General features: G+C 67.5%; 21 protein-coding genes. 19 read left to right on the forward strand and 2 right to left on the reverse strand.

Features of this window, described 5'->3' with window-relative positions:
* Nucleotides 1–52 precede the first annotated feature (52 nt).
* Genes rho through ACWA14_RS05940 form a run of 3 tightly spaced genes read left to right on the forward strand, consistent with a single transcriptional unit; the run spans nt 53 to nt 3560 of the window.
* On the forward strand, nt 53–2038 hold the full coding sequence (rho, locus tag ACWA14_RS05930) for a transcription termination factor Rho (protein ID WP_463796711.1): 1986 nt from the start codon (nt 53–55) through the stop codon (nt 2036–2038).
* A gap of 11 nt (nt 2039–2049) precedes the next feature.
* The gene (gene prfA, locus ACWA14_RS05935; RefSeq protein WP_463796713.1) at nt 2050–3129 is read left to right on the forward strand and encodes a peptide chain release factor 1; all 1080 of its coding nucleotides are present in this window, start codon (nt 2050–2052) and stop codon (nt 3127–3129) included.
* Nucleotides 3130–3158: 29 nt separating this feature from the next.
* Entirely contained in the window at nt 3159–3560 is a 402-nt protein-coding gene (locus ACWA14_RS05940; protein ID WP_463796715.1) for a hypothetical protein, read from the forward strand.
* Between the two features lie 14 nt (nt 3561–3574).
* Here ACWA14_RS05940 and epsC read toward each other — a convergent pair whose 3' ends face one another.
* Together epsC and cysK are read right to left on the reverse strand one after the other, a co-directional pair.
* Nucleotides 3575–4144, reverse strand: a complete 570-nt coding sequence (epsC, locus tag ACWA14_RS05945) for a serine O-acetyltransferase EpsC (RefSeq protein WP_463796717.1) — start codon at nt 4142–4144, stop codon at nt 3575–3577.
* A 2-nt stretch (nt 4145–4146) separates the two neighbouring features.
* Entirely contained in the window at nt 4147–5085 is a 939-nt protein-coding gene (cysK, locus tag ACWA14_RS05950) for a cysteine synthase A (RefSeq protein WP_463796718.1), read from the reverse strand.
* A 99-nt stretch (nt 5086–5184) separates the two neighbouring features.
* On the opposite strand from cysK, the gene prmC reads away from it, so the two are divergent.
* The 16 genes from prmC (at nt 5185) to ACWA14_RS06030 (ending at nt 19281) form a co-directional block, all read left to right on the forward strand.
* A complete protein-coding gene (gene prmC, locus ACWA14_RS05955; protein ID WP_463796720.1) occupies nt 5185–6045 on the forward strand; it encodes a peptide chain release factor N(5)-glutamine methyltransferase in 861 nt (286 codons plus the stop codon).
* Between the two features lie 62 nt (nt 6046–6107).
* The gene (locus tag ACWA14_RS05960; RefSeq protein WP_463796722.1) at nt 6108–6881 is read left to right on the forward strand and encodes an L-threonylcarbamoyladenylate synthase; all 774 of its coding nucleotides are present in this window, start codon (nt 6108–6110) and stop codon (nt 6879–6881) included.
* The gene (locus ACWA14_RS05965; protein ID WP_463796725.1) at nt 6878–8047 is read left to right on the forward strand and encodes an MraY family glycosyltransferase; all 1170 of its coding nucleotides are present in this window, start codon (nt 6878–6880) and stop codon (nt 8045–8047) included. Before ACWA14_RS05960 ends, ACWA14_RS05965 begins: the two co-directional genes overlap by 4 nt.
* A complete protein-coding gene (locus ACWA14_RS05970; RefSeq protein ID WP_463796727.1) occupies nt 8047–8619 on the forward strand; it encodes a hypothetical protein in 573 nt (190 codons plus the stop codon). The genes ACWA14_RS05965 and ACWA14_RS05970 overlap by 1 nt, the downstream gene beginning before the upstream one ends.
* Nucleotides 8620–8751: 132 nt before the next feature.
* Entirely contained in the window at nt 8752–9540 is a 789-nt protein-coding gene (gene atpB / locus ACWA14_RS05975; RefSeq protein ID WP_463796729.1) for a F0F1 ATP synthase subunit A, read from the forward strand.
* Nucleotides 9541–9583: 43 nt separating this feature from the next.
* Nucleotides 9584–9820: an ATP synthase F0 subunit C gene (atpE, locus tag ACWA14_RS05980; RefSeq protein ID WP_017203132.1), complete on the forward strand. Its 237-nt coding sequence runs from the start codon at nt 9584–9586 to the stop codon at nt 9818–9820.
* Nucleotides 9821–9847: 27 nt separating this feature from the next.
* Nucleotides 9848–10402, forward strand: a complete 555-nt coding sequence (locus tag ACWA14_RS05985; RefSeq protein ID WP_463796732.1) for a F0F1 ATP synthase subunit B — start codon at nt 9848–9850, stop codon at nt 10400–10402.
* On the forward strand, nt 10402–11190 hold the full coding sequence (locus ACWA14_RS05990; protein WP_463796733.1) for a F0F1 ATP synthase subunit delta: 789 nt from the start codon (nt 10402–10404) through the stop codon (nt 11188–11190). The genes ACWA14_RS05985 and ACWA14_RS05990 overlap by 1 nt, the downstream gene beginning before the upstream one ends.
* Nucleotides 11191–11237: 47 nt before the next feature.
* Nucleotides 11238–12878 (forward strand): F0F1 ATP synthase subunit alpha, encoded by a 1641-nt coding sequence (gene atpA, locus ACWA14_RS05995; RefSeq protein WP_463796734.1) that lies wholly within the window; start codon nt 11238–11240, stop codon nt 12876–12878.
* 20 nt (nt 12879–12898) lie between these two features.
* A complete protein-coding gene (locus ACWA14_RS06000) occupies nt 12899–13798 on the forward strand; it encodes a F0F1 ATP synthase subunit gamma (protein ID WP_463796736.1) in 900 nt (299 codons plus the stop codon).
* 21 nt (nt 13799–13819) lie between these two features.
* Nucleotides 13820–15274 carry a F0F1 ATP synthase subunit beta gene (atpD, locus tag ACWA14_RS06005; RefSeq protein ID WP_463796737.1) on the forward strand — a complete coding sequence of 485 codons (1455 nt, stop codon included), beginning with the start codon at nt 13820–13822 and terminating at the stop codon, nt 15272–15274.
* Nucleotides 15275–15276: 2 nt separating this feature from the next.
* Nucleotides 15277–15537: a F0F1 ATP synthase subunit epsilon gene (locus tag ACWA14_RS06010; RefSeq protein WP_045280545.1), complete on the forward strand. Its 261-nt coding sequence runs from the start codon at nt 15277–15279 to the stop codon at nt 15535–15537.
* A gap of 374 nt (nt 15538–15911) precedes the next feature.
* On the forward strand, nt 15912–16409 hold the full coding sequence (yaaA, locus tag ACWA14_RS06015) for a peroxide stress protein YaaA (RefSeq protein WP_463796740.1): 498 nt from the start codon (nt 15912–15914) through the stop codon (nt 16407–16409).
* Nucleotides 16410–16546: 137 nt separating this feature from the next.
* Nucleotides 16547–17329, forward strand: coding sequence for a large exoprotein (locus ACWA14_RS06020; RefSeq protein WP_463796742.1), 783 nt, complete (start codon nt 16547–16549; stop codon nt 17327–17329).
* An 86-nt stretch (nt 17330–17415) separates the two neighbouring features.
* Entirely contained in the window at nt 17416–18399 is a 984-nt protein-coding gene (locus ACWA14_RS06025; RefSeq protein WP_463796744.1) for an aldo/keto reductase, read from the forward strand.
* 78 nt (nt 18400–18477) lie between these two features.
* The gene (locus tag ACWA14_RS06030) at nt 18478–19281 is read left to right on the forward strand and encodes a PP2C family protein-serine/threonine phosphatase (protein WP_463796745.1); all 804 of its coding nucleotides are present in this window, start codon (nt 18478–18480) and stop codon (nt 19279–19281) included.
* The last annotated feature ends 17 nt before the right edge of the window (nt 19282–19298 follow it).

Here is a 19298-nt window from a genome sequence, read left to right on the forward strand (position 1 = left end):
CACCCGTTGTGCGCGAGTGCCGCTCTTTTCCCATGACCAAGAGGGAGTGCTCGTGGAGAATTTCTCCGAGACCCAGAACGACCAGGCGGCTTCGGCTTCCGCAGCCCCGTCGGTGAGCGCTGAGGCGCCCACCGAGACCGCCCCGCCGCGCAAGCGCGCACCGCGCCGCGCGACCAGCGCGACCGCGGCGGCCAAGGCCGAGAAGGCCGCCGCCGAGGCGAAGACGGAGACCGCACCCGCTGCGGCTCCGAGCAACGACGGCGACACCGCCAAGGCTGCCCCGAAGGCGAAGGCGCCGCGTCGCAGCCGTGCGAAGAAGGCCGATGCCGAGACTCCGGCCGCGGACGCATCGTCCGGTGACGCTCCGGCCGACGCCGGGAAGAACGAGTCGGCGAAGAACGACACGACGAAGAACGAGTCCGTCACCAACGACTCCGCGAAGAGCGACTCCGCGAAGAACGAGTCCGCGAAGAACGACGCGGGCACGAACGAGTCGGCGAAGAACGATGCGGCTTCCGCCGGCGACGCCGCCGAGAAGCCCGCGTCGAAGACGACGGGCCGCGGCCGCCGCGGCGCGCAGAAGCCTGCGGCCGACACCGAGGCCCCCGCTGCGCAGAACGGCGACGCTCCTTCCGAGGTGGCGTCCTCGTCGAACGACGGAGACTCCTCCGACGGTGACGAGCAGACCGGCCGCGGACGCAACCGCAACCGCAGCCGCAACCGCGGACGCGGTCAGAACGGCGCCGCCGAGCAGCAGCAGCCGGCCGCAGACGACGAGCAGGCGGGGGGGAACAGCCGCAACCGCCAGCGCAACAAGCGTCGCAGCGGTGCTCCGACCGACGAGTTCGACACCGAGATCGGCGAGGACGACGTCCTCATCCCGATCGCGGGCATCCTCGACGTCCTCGACAACTACGCGTTCGTGCGCACGACCGGCTACCTCGCCGGTCCCAGCGACGTGTACGTGTCTCTCGGCCAGGTGAAGAAGTACAACCTCCGCAAGGGTGACGCGATCGTCGGCTCGATCAAGCAGCCGCGCGAGACCGAGCAGCAGGGGCGCCAGAAGTACAACGCCCTCGTGAAGGTCGACTCGATCAACGGCCTGTCGATCGACGACGCCGCTACCCGCGTCGAGTTCGGAAAGCTGACCCCGCTCTACCCGCAGGAGCGCCTGCGCCTCGAGACGGCACCCGAGAAGCTCACGCAGCGCATCATCGACCTCGTCGCGCCGATCGGCAAGGGGCAGCGCGGTCTCATCGTCGCCCCGCCGAAGGCCGGCAAGACGATCGTGCTGCAGCAGATCGCGAACGCGATCGCGCAGAACAACCCCGAGGTCCACCTCATGGTCGTGCTCGTCGACGAGCGCCCCGAAGAGGTCACCGACATGGAGCGCACGGTCAAGGGCGAGGTCATCGCCTCGACCTTCGACCGTCCGGCGGAGGACCACACCACGGTCGCCGAGCTCGCGATCGAGCGCGCCAAGCGTCTCGTCGAGCTGGGCCGCGACGTGGTCGTGCTGCTCGATTCGATCACTCGTCTCGGCCGCGCGTACAACCTCGCCGCCCCCGCCTCGGGCCGCGTGCTGACCGGCGGTGTCGACGCCTCGGCGCTGTACCCGCCCAAGCGCTTCTTCGGTGCCGCACGCAACATCGAGAACGGTGGATCGCTCACGATCCTCGCGACCGCGCTCGTCGAGACCGGTTCCAAGATGGACGAGGTCATCTTCGAGGAGTTCAAGGGCACCGGCAACAGCGAACTGCGCCTGTCGCGCTCGCTCGCCGACAAGCGCATCTTCCCGGCGGTCGACGTGAACGCGTCGAGCACGCGCCGCGAGGAGATGCTGCTGTCGACCGACGAGGTCAAGATCACCTGGAAGCTGCGACGTGCCCTGGCGGGTCTCGACCAGCAGCAGGCTCTCGAGGTCGTCCTCGGCAAGCTGCGGGAGACGAACTCCAACGTCGAGTTCCTCGTGCAGATGCAGAAGTCGATCCCGACGCTGCCCTCCGGCGCGCACGGGCACGACAACAACATCCGCTGAGCGGAGCCTCGGTGTTCGAGTCCGTTCAGGCGCTGATCGACGAGCATCGCCGGGTGCAGGAGGAACTCTCCGACCCGGCGGTGCACGCCGATGCCGCGCGGGCGAAACGCGTCAATCGGCGGTACGCCGAGCTCTCGCGGATCGTCGCCGCCTACGATGCGTGGGCGGCGGCGACCGACGACCTGGAGGCGGCTCGCGAGCTCGCCAGGGAAGACGAGGCCTTCGCGGCCGAAGTCCCCGCACTCGAGGAATCGGTCGAGCTCGCGCAGGAGAAGCTCCGCAGGCTCCTGATCCCGCGTGACCCGGATGACGCGCGCGACGTGATCATGGAGATCAAGGCGGGGGAGGGCGGTGCCGAATCAGCGTTGTTCGCCGCCGATCTGCTGCGCATGTACATCCAGTACGCCGCGTCCAAGGGGTGGAAGACGGAGCTGCTCGAGCGCAACGAATCCGATCTCGGCGGATACAAGGACGTCCAGATCGCGATCAAGGGATCCTCGACCGATCCGGCGCAGGGCGTGTGGGCGCACCTCAAGTACGAGGGCGGAGTGCACCGCGTGCAGCGCGTGCCGGCGACCGAGTCGCAGGGCCGCATCCACACCTCCACGACGGGTGTGCTCGTGTTCCCCGAGGTCGACGAGCCCGACGAGGTCGCGATCAGTCAGAACGACCTCAAGATCGACGTCTTCCGGTCTTCTGGTCCGGGCGGCCAGTCGGTCAACACGACCGACTCCGCCGTGCGCATCACCCACCTCCCGACCGGCATCGTGGTGTCGATGCAGAACGAGAAGTCGCAGCTGCAGAACCGTGAGGCCGGCATGCGCGTGCTCCGGGCGCGAATCCTCGCCAAGCAGCAGGAGGAGATCGACGCCGCGGCATCCGATGCGCGCAAATCGCAGATCCGCGGCATGGATCGGTCCGAACGCATCCGCACCTACAACTTCCCCGAGAACCGGATCGCCGACCACCGCACCGGTTTCAAGGCGTACAACCTCGATCAGGTGATGGACGGCGCGCTCGAGCCGATCATCGAATCCGCGATCGCCGCCGACGAGGAAGCCCGCCTGGCCGCCGTGGGATCCGACTCCTGAGGGCGCGCGCGGAGCGGTATGCTCAGCGCGTGATCAGGTTCTTGCTCAGTGTCGCCATCTCGGTGCTGTCCGCCGGCATCGGGCTCATCGTCGCGGATCTCGTCCTCGACGGTTTCCGGATCGAGTGGTCCCAGTGGTGGGGCTTCGTCCTCTGCATCCTGATCTTCGCCCTGCTGCAGAGCATCCTCGCGCCCTGGATCAGCAAGATCGCCGATCGCTATGCGCCGGTCCTGCTGGGCGGGATCGGCATCTTCTCGACGTTGATCGCGCTCGTGATCGTCGTGCTGCTGCCGATCGGCGGCCTGCGCATCGTCGATGCCTCGGGGTGGATCCTCGGCGCCGTGATCGTCTGGCTGGTGACGGCGCTGGCCACCATCTTCCTCCCGATGCTCCTGGTCAAGAAGAAGGTCACGGGCGCGCGTTCGCGCTGAGAACGCCGGTCTCCTCAGATCGAGTAGTCCGGCGCGGTCAGCAGCGCCCGGGTGTCTTCGCCCGGCGTGCGCTGCCGCGGCTTCGCGGGGATCCCGATCAGGACGCTGTCGGCCGGCGCGTCCCGGGTGACCACCGCGTTCGCGCCGACCACGGAGCCGGCTCCGATCGTGATCGGTCCGAGGATCTTCGCGCCCGCGCCGACGGCCACACCGTCGCCCAGCGTCGGGTGCCTCTTGCCGGCGTTCCGGGTGCGGCCACCGAGGGTGACACCGTGATACAGCATCACGTCATCGCCGATCTCAGCGGTCTCGCCGATCACGACACCCATGCCGTGATCGATGAAGAACCGTCGCCCGATCTGCGCGCCGGGATGGATCTCGACGCCGGTCAGCCAGCGCGAGATCTGCGACCCCGCGCGGGCTGGCAACCGGAATCCCCGTCGCCACAGCGCGTGGGAGACGCGGTGCGCCCACACGGCGTGCAGGCCCGGGTACAGCAGGGCGACCTCGACCCCGCTGCGCGCCGCGGGGTCGCGCAACCGCGCCGCCGCGATGTCCTCGCGCAGGCGGGCCCGGATCGACACGCTCACTCGTCGCGGAGGTGCTCGTACAGCGCCGTGGAGAGGTAGCGCTCACCGAACGACGGGATGATCACGACGATGTTCTTGCCGGCGGCCTCGGGGCGCTTCGCGACCTCGAGCGCGGCCCAGATCGCGGCTCCGCTCGACATGCCGACGAGGATGCCCTCCTGCGCGGCGGTGTCGCGGGCCACACGGATGGCGTCGTCGAACGTGACGTCGATGACCTCGTCGAGCACGCTGCGGTCGAGGATCGGGGGCACGAAGTTGGGTCCGATGCCCTGGATCTTGTGCGGACCGGGGTGCCCCTCGGTGAGGATGGGGGAGTCCTTGGGCTCGACCGCCACGATCGTGACGCCGGGGACGCGTTCCTTCAGGACCTGCCCGACACCCGTGATCGTGCCACCGGTCCCGATGCCGGCGACCAGGTAGTCGACCTTGCCCTCGGTGTCGCGGAGGATCTCCTCGGCGGTGGTCTTGCGATGGATCGCCGGGTTGGCCTCGTTGGCGAACTGCTTCGCGAGCACGGCACCCGGGGTCTTCGCCGCGATCTCCTCGGACTCGGCGATGGCCTGAGTCATGCCCTTCGTCGGGTCCGTGAGCACGAGCTCGGCGCCGAACGCCTTCAGCAGCATGCGCCGCTCCTTCGACATCGAGGCCGGCATCGTCAGGATCACCTTGTACCCGCGGGCGGCACCCACCATCGCGAGCGCGATGCCCGTGTTGCCACTGGTCGCCTCGACGATCGTCCCGCCGGGCTTCAGTTCGCCCGAGGCCTCGGCGGCGTCGACGATGGCGATGCCGAGGCGATCCTTGACGCTGGACGCGGGGTTGTAGAACTCGAGCTTGGCGAGCACCGTGGCGCCCACACCCTCGGTGACCCTGTTGAGCCGGACGAGCGGGGTGTTGCCGAATGCTGTCGTGATGTCGGAGTGGATGCCGGGCATGGTGACGCCTTCCTTTGCGGGTAGCTGCCGCTTCAGCCTAGGCGAGCAGTCCGGGAGGGTCGAGATTGTGACCGCTCTTTGCGCTCTACGCTGGATCGCATGCCTGACAATTCCCTCGCGTCCCTCGTGCGCGCCGCGGCACAGCGACTCGCCGACGCCGGCGTGCCCGATCCGTTGCTCGATGCCGAGCTCCTGAGCGGTCACGTCCTGGGTCTGCGTCGCGGCGAGGTACAGGCCGCGACGATCCGCGGCGATGTCGTCGACGACGCGGCTGCCGCACGGCTCGACGCGGTGGTCACTCGACGGGCGGCCAGGGAGCCGCTGCAGCACATCACGGGCGTCGCGCCGTTCCGACACCTGGAGCTCGCGGTCGGACCCGGGGTGTTCGTGCCGCGTCCGGAGACCGAGACGGTCGTGCAGTACGCCATCGACGCCCTGCTGAGCGCCCCGGAATCGGAGCCCGTCGGCGTCGACCTCTGCACGGGAAGCGGGGCGATCGCCCTCGCCATGGCCACCGAGGTCCCGCACGCTCGCATCCACGCGGCCGAACTCTCCCCGGAGGCCCATGCCTGGGCGAGCCGGAACGTGGCGGGAGTCGAGAATCTCACCCTCGTGCTCTCCGATCTCGCCTCGGCGTTCCCCGAGCTGGACGGCACCGTCGCCGTCGTGATCTCCAACCCGCCTTACGTGCCGGACGCCGCGATCCCGCGCGATCCGGAGGTGCGACTCTTCGATCCGGCCATGGCGCTCTACGGCGGGCCCGACGGCCTCGACATCGTGCGCGTGCTGAGCACGCGGGCGCTGCAGCTGCTCCGCCCCGGCGGTCTGCTGGTGATCGAGCACGGCGAGCTGCAGGGGGAGTCGATCCGTGAACTCCTCAGCGCCGACGGGTGGCGCGCGGCGGCCACGCATCGCGACCTGACCCTGCGAGACCGCGCCACCACGGCGCTGCGCCCCTGATCTCCGCCCGTTCACCGCGCTCCGAGCATCGCCACGGCGCCGACGCATAGAATCGATCCGTCATGTCCTCCATCTTCGACTGCCACGACGAGGCCCAGCTCCTCGCGGGAATGCGGCACGCACGCCAGGCCATCGCCCGGGGCGAGCTCATCGTCATGCCCACCGACACCGTGTACGGCGTCGCCGCCGACGCCTTCTCCCCGGCCGCCGTCCAGCGGCTGCTCGATGCGAAGGGCCGGGGGCGCGATCAGCCGCCCCCCGTCCTCATCGGATCGAAGGACACCCTGCCCGCGCTCGCGGAGTCGGTACCCGAGCCGGTGCAGCGACTCGTCGATGCCTTCTGGCCCGGCGGTCTGACGATCGTGCTCCCCGCACAGCCGTCGCTCGTGTGGGATCTGGGGGAGACCCAGGGAACGGTCGCCGTGCGGATGCCGGAGGGGCGCGTGGCTCTCGAGCTGCTGGCCGAGACCGGACCGCTGGCGGTCTCCAGCGCCAACCTGACGGGCAAGGATGCCGCGGTGTCGGCGCACGATGCCGAGCAGATGCTGGGAGAGAGCGTCGCGGTCTACCTCGCCGACGGGATGAGCAGAGACGGCATCGCCTCGACGATCGTGGACGCCACCTCTCTCGTGCAGCGCATGGGGGCCGAGGACGAGCCGCGCGTGGTGCGGATCCTCCGACACGGCGCGGTGACGCGCGAACAGCTCGCCGCGGTGCTCGGCGATGCGCTCGAGCCCGAGGAGAAGCCCGACGAAGAGGCGAAGCCCGGGGCGGAGCAGGACTCACCCGACCGTGGAGAGGCGACTCCGGGGGAGCAGCAGGACGGGAATCCGTGAAGCAGTACCTCTTCACGATCATCCTGACCGCCGCGATCACCTTCGCACTGACCTGGGCGGTCTGGAAGCTGAGCCTCCGGTTCAAGCTCTACCCCGGCATCCGCGACCGTGATGTGCACACCACACCGACGCCGCGACTGGGCGGCGTCGCGATCTTCCTGGGCATCGCGATCGCGTTCGGGATCTCCGCGACGAACCCGTTCTTCCAGACGATCTGGATGCCGCCGCAGACCATGTGGTCGATCCTCGCCGCCTCTTTCCTGATCGCGGTCATCGGTGTCCTCGACGATCTGTGGGACATCGACTGGATGATCAAGCTCGGAGCACAGTTCCTCGCTGCAGGCATCATCACGGTCGGAGGCGGGCTGCAGATCCTCTCGCTGCCCTTCGGCGATCTGATCGTGTTCTCGAGCTGGGTGAGCATCACGATCACGATGTTCGCGATCGTGATCGTGATGAACGCGGTGAACTTCATCGACGGCCTCGACGGCCTGGTCACCGGCGTGTGCCTGATCTCGAACGGCGTGTTCTTCGCCTACTCCTACATCCTCACGCGCGACTCCGGTGCGTCCAGCTACTTCAACCTCTCCACGTTCCTCGCGGCCGTGCTGATCGGTGCCTGTCTCGGGTTCCTGCCACTGAACTGGAGCCCGGCGAAGCTCTTCATGGGGGACTCCGGTGCCCTGGTGATCGGTCTCCTCATGGCGACCTCGGCGATCGCCGTGACGGGTCAGCTCGAGCCCGCGGTGCTGGACCCGGAGCAGCTCGGCCGATCCCAGCTCCTGGGCGCGTTCATCCCCATCCTGATCCCGCTTCTCGTGGTGCTGCTGCCGCTGCTCGACTTCGGCCTCGCCGTGCTCCGGCGCATGAGTGCGGGGCGCTCTCCCTTCTCCCCGGACCGGAAGCACCTGCACCACCGGATGCTCGATCTCGGGCACCGCGACCGCGACGCGGTCCTGATCTTCTACGCGTGGACGGCCGTGATCTCGCTCGCGGTGCTGCTCATGTACGTCGGCGCCCGAGAGGACTGGCCCGGCCAGTACCTTCCGGGTGTCGGGTTCGGCATCGTCGGCATCGTCGCCTGCCTGCTGATCACCCTCATGCCCACACGTCGTCACACGCCGGCGACGGCATCCGCGCCCGAACCGACCTCCCTGGAGTCCTGATGAGCCCGAACCCCGTGTCCAGCAACCCGATCCTGAGACGCACCCTGATCCTGTCCGGGATCGCGACCGTGGTGCTCGCGGTCGTCGCCGGCGTCCTCGGGTTCGTCGTCGGGCAGACCGAGGGCCTCATCAGCGGGCTGCTGGGTGTCGTCCTCGCCATGCTGTTCCTCGCGATCACCGGGATCAGCATCCTGGTGGCGAACCGCTGGTTCGGTCAGCCGCTGTACGTGCAACTCTTCTTCGCGATCGTCATGGGCGGGTGGCTGCTCAAGCTCGGACTCTTCCTGGTCATCATGATCGTGCTGAGCGGTCAGCCCTGGATCCACCCCATGGTCTTCTTCCTGGCGATCGTGGCCGGCGTGATCATGTCGCTCGTGATCGACGTCCTGGTGCTCACCCGCATGCGTCTGCCGAACGTCAGCGACATCTCCCTGCCGACCGAGGCGCCGGAGGATCGCGCGCCCGGTGTGTTCCTGCCGACCGAGGTACCGGAGGATCGTGCACCGGGACGGCACCACATCGTGCCGGAAAGCCCTTCTGACGAGGGCCCGGCGGACTCGCGCACCCCTTGACTCTGATAGAGTTGAGACGTGCCCGCCGCTCTCCCGCGAGCGCTTGCGCAGTGAAGCACACCGACCATCGTCGCCCCGGTTCTGACCGGTGCCCCGAAGCTGGAGCCCGCGCTGTTTAATCTTGCTGCGACCTTGACCCCACGACTCGCCTCCTCCGATGGCGAGTTCCATGGCCCCTCGATCGAAGAGTTCTTCCCGGAGATCCTCTTCAACGTCGCGGGCATCCCCGTTCACCGGATCCATCTGATCCAGCTTCTCGCTGTGGTGGCCGTGGTGCTGTTCCTCTGGCTCGGCACCCGTCGCATGAAGATGATCCCCGGTCGCGGGCAGAGCATCGTCGAGATGGCGCTCGGATTCGTCCGCACCAACATCGCGCACGACCTTCTCGGTCGCAAGGACGGCGATCGCTTCCTGCCGATCCTGACCACGATCTTCTTCATGGTCCTGTTCATGAACGTCACGGGAATCATCCCGTTCCTGAACATGCCGGGCACCGCGATCATCGCCGTGCCGCTGACGCTGGCCGTGGTCAGCTATGTGACCTTCATCTACGCCGGAATCAAGAAGAGCCCGAAGAACTTCTTCAAGAACGCGCTCTTCCCGTCGGGTGTGCCGTGGCCGGTGTACATCATCGTCACCCCGATCGAGCTCATCTCGACCTTCATCATCCGTCCGGTCACCCTGACGCTCCGACTCCTGATGAACCTGGTCGTCGGCCACATGATCCTGGTGCTGTGCTTCGCGGCCACCCAGTTCTTCTTCTTCACCGCCGGTGGAGGATGGGCCGCTCTGGGTATCGGCACGCTGGCCTTCGGCGGCGCCTTCACCCTGTTCGAAATCCTGGTCACGGTTCTCCAGGCATACGTCTTCACCGTCCTCACCGCGGTCTACATCCAGCTCGCGGTCGCAGAAGAGCACTGAGCGGGTCGGCGAAAGCCACCCACCCAACGAAAGGAAAAACCCCGTGGACGCAACTACGGTTCTCGCTGAAATCAACGGCCACCTCGCTTCGGTCGGCTACGGCCTCGCAGCGATCGGCCCGGCCATCGGCGTGGGTATCGTCGTCGGCAAGACCATCGAGGGCGTTGCTCGTCAGCCCGAGCTGGCCGGTCGCCTTCAGGTCCTCATGTGGATCGGTATCGCCTTCACCGAGGCGCTTGCATTCGTCGGCATCGCCGTCGGATTCATCCCCTTCCCGTAATCCACACCGACTTCTGAAGGAGACAGGATGCTGAACGCTCTTGTCACGAACCTCGCAGCAGAGGGTGAGGCGAGCAACCCGCTCATCCCTGCGTGGTACGACATCATCTGGTCTGGCTTCTGGTTCCTCATCATCCTGATCGTCGTGTGGAAGGTCGCCCTTCCGAAGCTGACGAAGATGCTCGATGAGCGGTCCGCCGCCATCGAGGGCAACATCGCGAAGGCTGACGAGGCGCAGAAGCAGGCTGAGGCGGCACTCGAGGAGTACACGCGTCAGCTGGCCGAGGCTCGCACCGAAGCCGGTGAGATCCGTGAGGCCGCCCGTGAGGACGGCAAGAAGATCGTCGCCGAGGCGAAGGAGGCTGCGAGCAGCGAGGCTGCGCGCATCACCGCCACCGCGCACACGCAGATCGAGGCCGAGCGTCAGACCGCACTCGTCTCGCTCCGCAGCGAAGTCGGCACGCTCGCCATCGACCTCGCCGGTGGCGTGGTCGGGGAGACGCTGTCCGACGACGCCCGCGCGACGGCCGTGGTCGACCGCTTCCTCGCCGACCTCGAAGCATCCGAGAAGGCGGCCCAGTAATGGGGAGCGCGACCACTCAGGCGCTTGCGGCATCCGTTCAGGCGCTTGCCGCAGCATCCGGCGTCACCCTCGACACCGCGCGGGAGCTCTTCGCCGCGGCGCATGCCGTGGGCGAGTCGTCGCATCTGAGCGGCGCGCTGGCCGATGCCTCGGCTCCGGCCGAGGCGAGGCAGAACGTCGTCTCCGCGGTCTTCGGTGACTTCTCGCAGAACACGCGCGACGTCCTGGTGACCGTGGTGGGTGAGCGCTGGTCCGACGCCGACGAGCTCGTCGACGGTATCCAGGAGCTCGCGATCCGGGCGGCGGCCATCGCCGACAGCGATGCCGACATCGAGGGGGAGCTCTTCGGCTTCTCCCGGGTCGTCGCCGCCAACTCGGATCTCGAACTCGCCCTGGGCAGCCGCCTCGGGGGAGGAGCGGCCAAGGGCGAGCTCGTCGAGCGCCTGCTCGCCGGCTCCATCAGCGCCCCCGCGTCGCTGATCGTCTCCTCGCTCGTGCGCCAGCCGCGCGGGCGTCGCATCCGCCAGCTGCTGAACCGCGCCATGCGCATCGTCTCGAGCCAGCACGGTCGAGTCGTGGCGACAGTCCACAGTGCGTCCGAGCTCAACGAGGCTCAGCGCACCCGTCTGAGCGACGCGCTCTCGCGTCGCTACGACGGCAAGGTCTCGCTCAACGTCGTCATCGACCCCGCCGTCCTCGGAGGTCTGCGTGTGCAGATCGCCGATGACGTCATCGACGGCAGCATCTCCGCTCGACTCGCCGACCTTCGCCAGAAGCTCGCGGGCTAACACGACTTCGCGCGGGGAACCGCGCACCCAGATACAAAGGGAAGACAATGGCAGAACTATCGATCAGCCCCGACGTCATCCGTGACGCGCTGAAGGACTTCGCCGCCGCCTACGAGCCCACCGGGGCCGCGGCGACCGAGGTCGGCACCGTCATCGACGCCGCGGATGGAATCGCGCACGTCGAGGGCCTGCCCGGCGTCATGGCGAACGAACTCGTCACCTTCGGCAACGGCACCAAGGGCCTCGCCCTGAGCCTGGACCAGAACCAGATCGGTGTCGTCGTCCTCGGCGACTTCACCGGCGTGGAGGCCGGCCAGGAAGTCACCCGCACCGGTGAGGTCCTCTCGGTTCCCGTCGGTGACGGCTACCTGGGACGCGTCGTCGACCCGCTCGGCAACCCGATCGACGGTCTCGGCTCGATCGCGACCGAGGGCAGCCGCGAGCTGGAGCTGCAGGCGCCCGGCGTCATGCAGCGCAAGTCGGTCCACGAGCCCATGCAGACCGGTATCAAGGCCATCGACGCCATGATCCCCGTCGGTCGCGGGCAGCGTCAGCTGATCATCGGTGACCGCCAGACCGGCAAGACGGCCATCGCGATCGACACGATCATCAACCAGAAGGACAACTGGGAGTCCGGCGACGTCAACAAGCAGGTCCGCTGCATCTACGTCGCCATCGGCCAGAAGGGTTCGACCATCGCTTCGGTGAAGGGCGCGCTCGAAGAGGCGGGCGCGCTGGAGTACACCACGATCGTGGCCGCTCCCGCATCCGACCCCGCAGGCTTCAAGTACCTGGCGCCCTACACCGGTTCGGCCATCGGCCAGCACTGGATGTACGGCGGCAAGCACGTGCTGATCATCTTCGACGACCTGTCGAAGCAGGCCGAGGCCTACCGCGCCGTGTCGCTCCTCCTGCGTCGTCCGCCGGGCCGTGAGGCTTACCCGGGTGACGTCTTCTACCTGCACTCCCGTCTGCTGGAGCGTTGCGCCAAGCTCTCCGACGAGCTCGGCGCCGGTTCGATGACGGGCCTCCCGATCATCGAGACCAAGGCCAACGACGTCTCGGCTTACATCCCGACCAACGTGATCTCGATCACCGACGGCCAGATCTTCCTGCAGTCCGACCTGTTCAACGCGAACCAGCGTCCGGCGGTCGACGTGGGTATCTCGGTCTCCCGAGTCGGCGGTGACGCACAGGTCAAGTCGATCAAGAAGGTCTCCGGAACGTTGAAGCTGGAGCTCGCGCAGTACCGCTCGCTCGAGGCGTTCGCGATGTTCGCGTCCGACCTCGACCAGGCGTCGCGTCGTCAGCTCTCGCGTGGTGCGCGTCTGACCGAGCTGCTCAAGCAGCCGCAGTACTCGCCGTACCCGGTCGAGGAGCAGGTCGTCTCGATCTGGGCCGGTACCAAGGGCAAGCTCGACACGATCGAGGTGTCCGATGTGCTCCGCTTCGAGCGTGAGCTGCTCGACTACCTGCGTCGCAACACGTCGGTGCTCGAGACGCTGCGCCAGACCAACGTCCTCGACGATGACACGGTCGCCGAGCTCGAGAAGCACACGGATGCCTTCGTCCTGGAGTTCCAGGGTGGCAAGGGAGCCGGAATCGGCGCCCCGGGTCACGAGGAGCACGCGGCTGCGGAGGCAGACGACGTCAACCAGGAGAAGATCGTCAAGGGTCGTCGCGCGTAATCGCGTGAGGTACTGAACCTATGGGCGCTCAACTCCGGGTCTACAAGCAGAAGATCTCTTCTGCTCAGACGACCAAGAAGATCACGAAGGCGATGGAACTCATCGCGGCTTCGCGCATTCAGAAGGCCATGGCGCGCGTCAAAGCGTCCAGCCCCTTCGCGCGAGCCGTGACGAGGGCCGTGTCCGCCGTCGCGACGCACTCCAATGTCGACCACCCGCTCACCCGTGAGCCCGAGACGATCCGCCGTTCCGCGGTCGTGATCTTCTCCTCGGACCGCGGTCTCGCCGGAGCCTTCAACTCGCAGATCCTCCGTGAGGGTCTCGAGGTCGCGGAGCTCCTGCGCGAACAGGGCAAGGAGCCGGTGTTCTACCTCGTCGGTCGCAAGGCCGTCGGCTACTTCCAGTTCCGTCGCATCGCGGCGGCGGCGGAGTGGACCGGCGACACCGACACCCCGTCGTTCCACACGGCGGAGGAGATCTCGCAGAAGCTTCTCGAGGACTTCTCCCGCGGTGGCGAAGACGGCGGTCTCGACGAGATCCACCTCGTGTACAACCGTTTCGTCAGCATGATGACGCAGTCGCCGGAGTCCGTGCGTCTGCTCCCGCTGGAGATCTCGGAAGCCGATGAGTCGGAGGCGGGCAACACCGTCTACCCGCTCTACGAGTTCGAGCCGGATGCCGAGACGGTGCTGGACGCGATCCTGCCGGTGTACATCCAGAGCCGGGTCTTCAACGCCCTCCTGCAGTCGTCCGCCGCCAAGCAGGCAGCGACGCAGAAGGCCATGAAGTCCGCCAGCGACAACGCCGACAAGCTCATCACCGACTACACCCGTCTGCGCAACAACGCGCGTCAGGCGGAGATCACGCAGCAGATCGCAGAGATCGTCGGCGGCGCCGACGCCCTCTCGTCGAGCAAATAGACCATCAGGAGAGAGACGAAAATGACCCCCACCGCTACGGCTGACCAGCCGGCGACCGCGGTCGTCGGGCGCGTCGCGCGCGTCAACGGTCCGGTTGTCGACATCGAGTTCCCGCACGACTCGATCCCCGACATCTACAACGCACTGAAGACCACCATCACGATCGGTGAGTCCTCGGTCGAGATCACGCTCGAGGTCGCGCAGCACCTCGGCGACGACCTCGTTCGCGCCATCGCCCTGAAGCCGACCGACGGCATCGTCCGCGGCCAGGAAGTCCGCGACACCGGCGAGGCCATCTCGGTCCCGGTCGGCGACGTCACCAAGGGCAAGGTCTTCAACGTCATCGGCGAGGTGCTCAACCTCGAGCCCGGCGAGACGTTCGAGGTCACCGAGCGCTGGCCCATCCACCGCAAGGCGCCCAACTTCGACCAGCTCGAGTCCAAGACCACGATGTTCGAGACGGGCATCAAGTCGATCGACCTCCTCACCCCCTACGTCCTGGGTGGAAAGATCGGTCTGTTCGGTGGTGCCGGTGTCGGCAAGACCGTCCTCATCCAGGAGATGATCCAGCGCGTCGCGCAGGACCACGGTGGTGTGTCCGTGTTCGCCGGTGTCGGCGAGCGTACCCGTGAGGGCAACGACCTGATCCACGAGATGGAAGAGGCCGGCGTCTTCGACAAGACGGCCCTCGTGTTCGGCCAGATGGACGAGCCGCCGGGAACGCGTCTGCGCGTGGCCCTCTCGGCTCTGACGATGGCGGAGTACTTCCGCGACGTGCAGAAGCAGGACGTGCTGCTCTTCATCGACAACATCTTCCGCTTCACGCAGGCAGGTTCCGAGGTCTCCACGCTTCTCGGCCGTATGCCGTCCGCGGTGGGCTACCAGCCCAACCTGGCCGACGAGATGGGTCTCCTCCAGGAGCGCATCACGTCGACCCGTGGCCACTCGATCACCTCGCTGCAGGCGATCTACGTGCCGGCCGATGACTACACCGACCCGGCTCCGGCGACCACGTTCGCGCACCTCGACGCCACGACGGAGCTCTCCCGTGAGATCGCGTCGAAGGGTCTGTACCCGGCCATCGACCCGCTGACCTCGACGTCGCGGATCATGGACCCCCGGTACTTGGGCGAGGACCACTACCGCGTCGCGACCACGGTCAAGCAGATCCTCCAGAAGAACAAGGAACTGCAGGAGATCATCGCGATCCTCGGTGTCGACGAGCTGTCCGAGGAAGACAAGATCGTCGTGTCGCGTGCACGTCGCATCCAGCAGTTCCTCTCGCAGAACACCTACATGGCGAAGAAGTTCACCGGTGTCGAGGGTTCGACCGTGCCGCTCAAGGAGACCATCGAGTCGTTCGATGCGATCACCCGCGGTGACTTCGACCACGTCGCCGAGCAGGCCTTCTTCAACGTCGGTGGCATCAACGACGTCGAAGAGCAGTGGGCGAAGATCCAGAAGGAGAACGGCTGACCATGGCGCTCCACGTCAGCCTCGTCTCCGCAGACGCGGAGGTCTGGACGGGAGAGGCGAGCCTCGTGGTCGCCAAGACCGTCGAGGGTGAGATCGGCTTCATGACCGGCCACGAGCCGGTGCTGGCCATCCTCGCCGAGGGTCAGGTCCGGATCACCCAGACGGATGGCACCAAGGTGCTGGCCAACGCGCAGGACGGGTTCCTCTCCATGGAGGGCGACACCCTGACGATCGTTGCCGGCAACGCGGCGCTCATCGCCTGAGCAGTTCATCTCGACGCGTCCGCCTCGGGCACCCTTCACCGGGTCCTGAGGCGGACGCGTCTGTGTGTGCGCCGCATCTTCGCGGCGCCTTCCCGTGTTCGCAACCCTGGAGCCCTCATGAAAGTCCTGCTCCCTCCTTCGGAGACCAAACGGCCGGGCGGCGAGGGCCCGGCCCTCGCGGTGCCGGAGCTGGCGCTCCCCGCGCTGACCGGGCAGCGCCAGGCGGTTCTCGACGCGCTCGTCTCCCTCTCCGCGGACGAGGACGCGGCGCGTCGGGTGCTGAAGCTGAGCGCCCGTCAGGTCGGTGACGTCGCCCATAACCGCGACCTGCGGACGGCGGCGACGATGCCGGCCGTGGACCGTATACGGGCGTCGTGTTCGACGCTCTCGATGCCGGCACTCTGTCCGCAGCCTCCCGTCGATGGCTGGGTGCGCATGTCTGGATCCACAGCGCGCCGCTCGGGCCGATCGGTGCGCTCGATGGGATCCCGCCGTATCGGCTCGCCGCCGGCACCTCCTTGCCCGGTGTCCCCGCGCTCCGTCGGCACTGGGCGCAGGCGACGACCGCCGCGATCGCAGAGGAGGGGCCGTCCTTCGTCCTCGACCTGCGCAGCGAGGCGTATGCCGCGCTCGGCCCGATTCCGCCGGGCGTGCCCTCCGCCTACGTGCGAGTGGTCACCGACGACGGCGCCGGCTCACGCGCGCTCAACCACTTCAACAAGAAGTCGAAGGGCCTCCTCGTGCGGGCGCTGGCGGAGGATCGTCCGCGGATCGATTCGGTTCGAGCTTTCCGCGCCTGGGCGGCGAAGCGGGGGATCGACCTCCGCGACGCCACGAGCGACGGAGTGCTGGAGCTCGTGGTCGCGCACTGAGCCGTGCCGCATGGGGACATCTGCCCGCGTGGGGCGTTGCCCGGTGGAATGCGCACCGATACCATGTGCAAGGCGAAGCGGTCGCTTCGTACCGGGGGACGAAAGCCGTCTCCCGAGACCAAAGAAATGTGAGTCTCATGGGTTACGACGACTACGGTTCGGGCTATATCGGCCTGCTCCTCGCATATTCCTTCGTGGTCTTCCTGGTGGCCATCGCCGCATACGTGGTGGGGTCCCTCTTCTACATGAAGATCTTCCAGAAGGCCGGAGTCCAGGGTGGATGGCGCGCCTGGGTGCCCGTCTACAACACGATGGTCTTCTTCAAGCTCGGTGACCTGAGTCCCTGGCTCGTGCTGTACGGCATCGGTGGCACGATCCTCCTGTCCTGGATCGGCATCGGCGCGCTCTTCTCGCTCGCCCTCGGGGTGCTCTCGGTCCTCGCAGCCTGGCGCGTCGGTCTCAAGCTGCAGAAGGACGCCGTCTGGGTCATCCTCTACATCTTCCTGTCGATCGTGTGGCTCGGTATCAACGCCTTCGACAAGTCGCGCTGGAACACCAACGTCGCCCCGGCTCCGTGGGCCGGCAACGGCTTCCTCGGCGACCGCACGGTCTGGGACGGCGTTCCGACGCAGCCCGCGGCCGCGGCCCCGCAGGGATACGGCGCCCCGCAGGGCTACGGAGCCCCGGCTCCGCAGGGGTACGCCCCGCCCGCTCCGCAGGGCTACGCTCCTCCGGCGCAGCCCGGCTACGCGCCTCCGGCTCAGCCCGGGTACGCGCCGCCTCCTGCTCCCGAGACCGGCGCGCCGGCCAATCCTCCGGTTCCTCCGGTGACGCCGCCCCCCGCGGCACCGCCGGCGCCCCCGGCGACTCCGCCGGCGCCCCCGGCACCGCCGACCAACCCCACGCAGCCTCCGGCCTGACATGTGAGACAGCGCCCCCGATCCCGGTCGGGGGCACTGTCGCGTTCGGACATCTGGTGCCCGGTGTCTCGACTAACGTGGAAGACATGGTCATGTCACAGCGCCGTGTCGGTGCGTCCGGTCTTCTCGTCTCCCCGACCGGTCTCGGGTGCAACAACTTCGGTCGCGCCGGAACCGTCACCGAGACCCTCGAGGGCACGCGTGAGGTGATCGATGCCGCCATCGCGAACGGCATCACCCTGTTCGACACCGCGGACATCTACGGCGCCGTCGCCGGGACCAGCGAGACGTTGATGGGAGAAGCCCTGGAGGGCCGTCGCGATCGCGTGGTGCTCGCGACGAAGTTCGGGCACGACCGCGACATGGGATACGACTTCCCGGCGGGCCTCGGGTCACGCCGCTACGTGCGCCGTGCCGTGGAGGAGTCGCTTCGTCGTCTGCGGACAGACTGGATCGATCTGTACCAGCTGCACCTCCCTGATCCGCAGACCCCGATCGCCGAGACGATCGACGCCCTCGATGAGCTGGTCCGCGAGGGGAAGATCCGTTACTACGGGCACTCCAACTTCTCGGGATGGCAGATCGCGGAAGCGGAGTTCACCTCCCGGGCACGCTCGACCGGTCGCTTCATCTCCGCCCAGAACCACTATTCCCTGCTGGCACGCGCGGCGGAGCGCGAGGTCCTCCCGGCCGCCGCGCGCTACGGCCTGGGCTTCTTCCCCTTCTTCCCGCTGCACAACGGCCTGCTCACCGGGAAGTTCACCCGCGACGGCGGCCCTTCCGGCAGTCGGATCATGTCGAGCCGCCGACATGTCTGGGAGAATGCGCCCTGGGACGCTCTCGAGGAGTTCCAGCGCTTCTGCTCCGAGCGTGACATCACGATGGTCCAGGCGACCTTCGGGTGGTTGCTCGCCAATCCCGTGGTGTCGAGCGTGATCGCCGGGGCCACGTCCGTGGCCCAGATCGAGTCGAACGCCGAAGCGGGAGGGTCCTGGACTCCGGACGCCGGAGAGCTCGAGATCATCGACGCGCTCTTCCCGCTGGCGGCCGATCCCGCCGCTCAGGTGTGAACGCGATGAGGGGTTCCACTACGATGTGTGAGTATGCTGCGACCGTCCGACTGGCCGCAGATCCATCGGAGGCAGCACGTGGCTGAGACGACGACGATGACGCGCAGCGTCACGGTTGCACAGCGCCGCCTGCTGCTCTCCTGGGCCGGAGTCACCGATCAGGGTCGACGTCGAGACAACAATCAGGACGCGTTCCTGGCCGAGTACCCGCTCTTCATCGTCGCCGACGGTATGGGCGGACACGCGGGCGGCGAGATCGCGAGTCAGAGCACCGTGGCCCAGCTGCAGGGGATGCTCGCCGACGGAGCAGTGAGTCGTCCGGCGATCGAACACGCGCTCGAGCGCGCCGTCGCCGACATCGCGGGGCATCCTGAGACGACGGACGAGGGAACGGGCACCACGCTCACCGGCGTCTTCCTCGATCTGGACGCCGAGGATCCGAACTGGGTCACCCTGAACATCGGCGACTCCCGCGTCTACCTGCTTCGCGACGACCGTCTGGTCCAGGTGACGACGGATCATTCCGTCGTCCAGGAACTCATCGCAGCGGGCAAGATCAGCCCGGAGGAAGCCGAAGGGCACCCCTACAGCAACGTCATCACCCGCGCTGTCGGAGCGAGCGAACTCACCGCTCCCGACTACATCACGATCGATGTCCAGGCGGGGGATCGTTTCGTCATCTGCTCCGACGGGCTGACGAAGGAACTCACCGACTACGGCATCCAGCACTTCCTGCGTGAGAATGCGGAGCCCGGTCCGGCCGTCGACGCGATGCTCGCGGCGGCGCTGGAGAACGGTGGCCGCGACAACGTCACCCTCATCATCGTTCAGGTGAGCGACCAGGCCGACTCTTCGTCCCCGGAAGCAGATTCTGCCGAGTAGGCGTTCCTCTCCTGTGG

It is taken from the genome of Microbacterium sp. TW_SC_2, from assembly GCF_055361165.1.

What these genes read in the sequence shown, in the direction of transcription:
- ACWA14_RS06025 (WP_463796744.1), top strand. Translation starts at nt 17,416, where the DNA reads ATGGTCATGTCACAGCGCCGTGTCGGTGCGTCCGGTCTTCTCGTCTCC.
- atpD (WP_463796737.1), top strand. Translation starts at nt 13,820, where the DNA reads ATGACCCCCACCGCTACGGCTGACCAGCCGGCGACCGCGGTCGTCGGG.
- ACWA14_RS05970 (WP_463796727.1), top strand. Translation starts at nt 8,047, where the DNA reads ATGAGCCCGAACCCCGTGTCCAGCAACCCGATCCTGAGACGCACCCTG.
- ACWA14_RS06010 (WP_045280545.1), top strand. Translation starts at nt 15,277, where the DNA reads ATGGCGCTCCACGTCAGCCTCGTCTCCGCAGACGCGGAGGTCTGGACG.
- ACWA14_RS06000 (WP_463796736.1), top strand. Translation starts at nt 12,899, where the DNA reads ATGGGCGCTCAACTCCGGGTCTACAAGCAGAAGATCTCTTCTGCTCAG.
- ACWA14_RS05990 (WP_463796733.1), top strand. Translation starts at nt 10,402, where the DNA reads ATGGGGAGCGCGACCACTCAGGCGCTTGCGGCATCCGTTCAGGCGCTT.
- cysK (WP_463796718.1), bottom strand. Translation starts at nt 5,085, where the DNA reads ATGCCCGGCATCCACTCCGACATCACGACAGCATTCGGCAACACCCCG.
- ACWA14_RS06020 (WP_463796742.1), top strand. Translation starts at nt 16,547, where the DNA reads ATGGGTTACGACGACTACGGTTCGGGCTATATCGGCCTGCTCCTCGCA.
- prmC (WP_463796720.1), top strand. Translation starts at nt 5,185, where the DNA reads ATGCCTGACAATTCCCTCGCGTCCCTCGTGCGCGCCGCGGCACAGCGA.
- ACWA14_RS05960 (WP_463796722.1), top strand. Translation starts at nt 6,108, where the DNA reads ATGTCCTCCATCTTCGACTGCCACGACGAGGCCCAGCTCCTCGCGGGA.
- atpA (WP_463796734.1), top strand. Translation starts at nt 11,238, where the DNA reads ATGGCAGAACTATCGATCAGCCCCGACGTCATCCGTGACGCGCTGAAG.
- ACWA14_RS05985 (WP_463796732.1), top strand. Translation starts at nt 9,848, where the DNA reads ATGCTGAACGCTCTTGTCACGAACCTCGCAGCAGAGGGTGAGGCGAGC.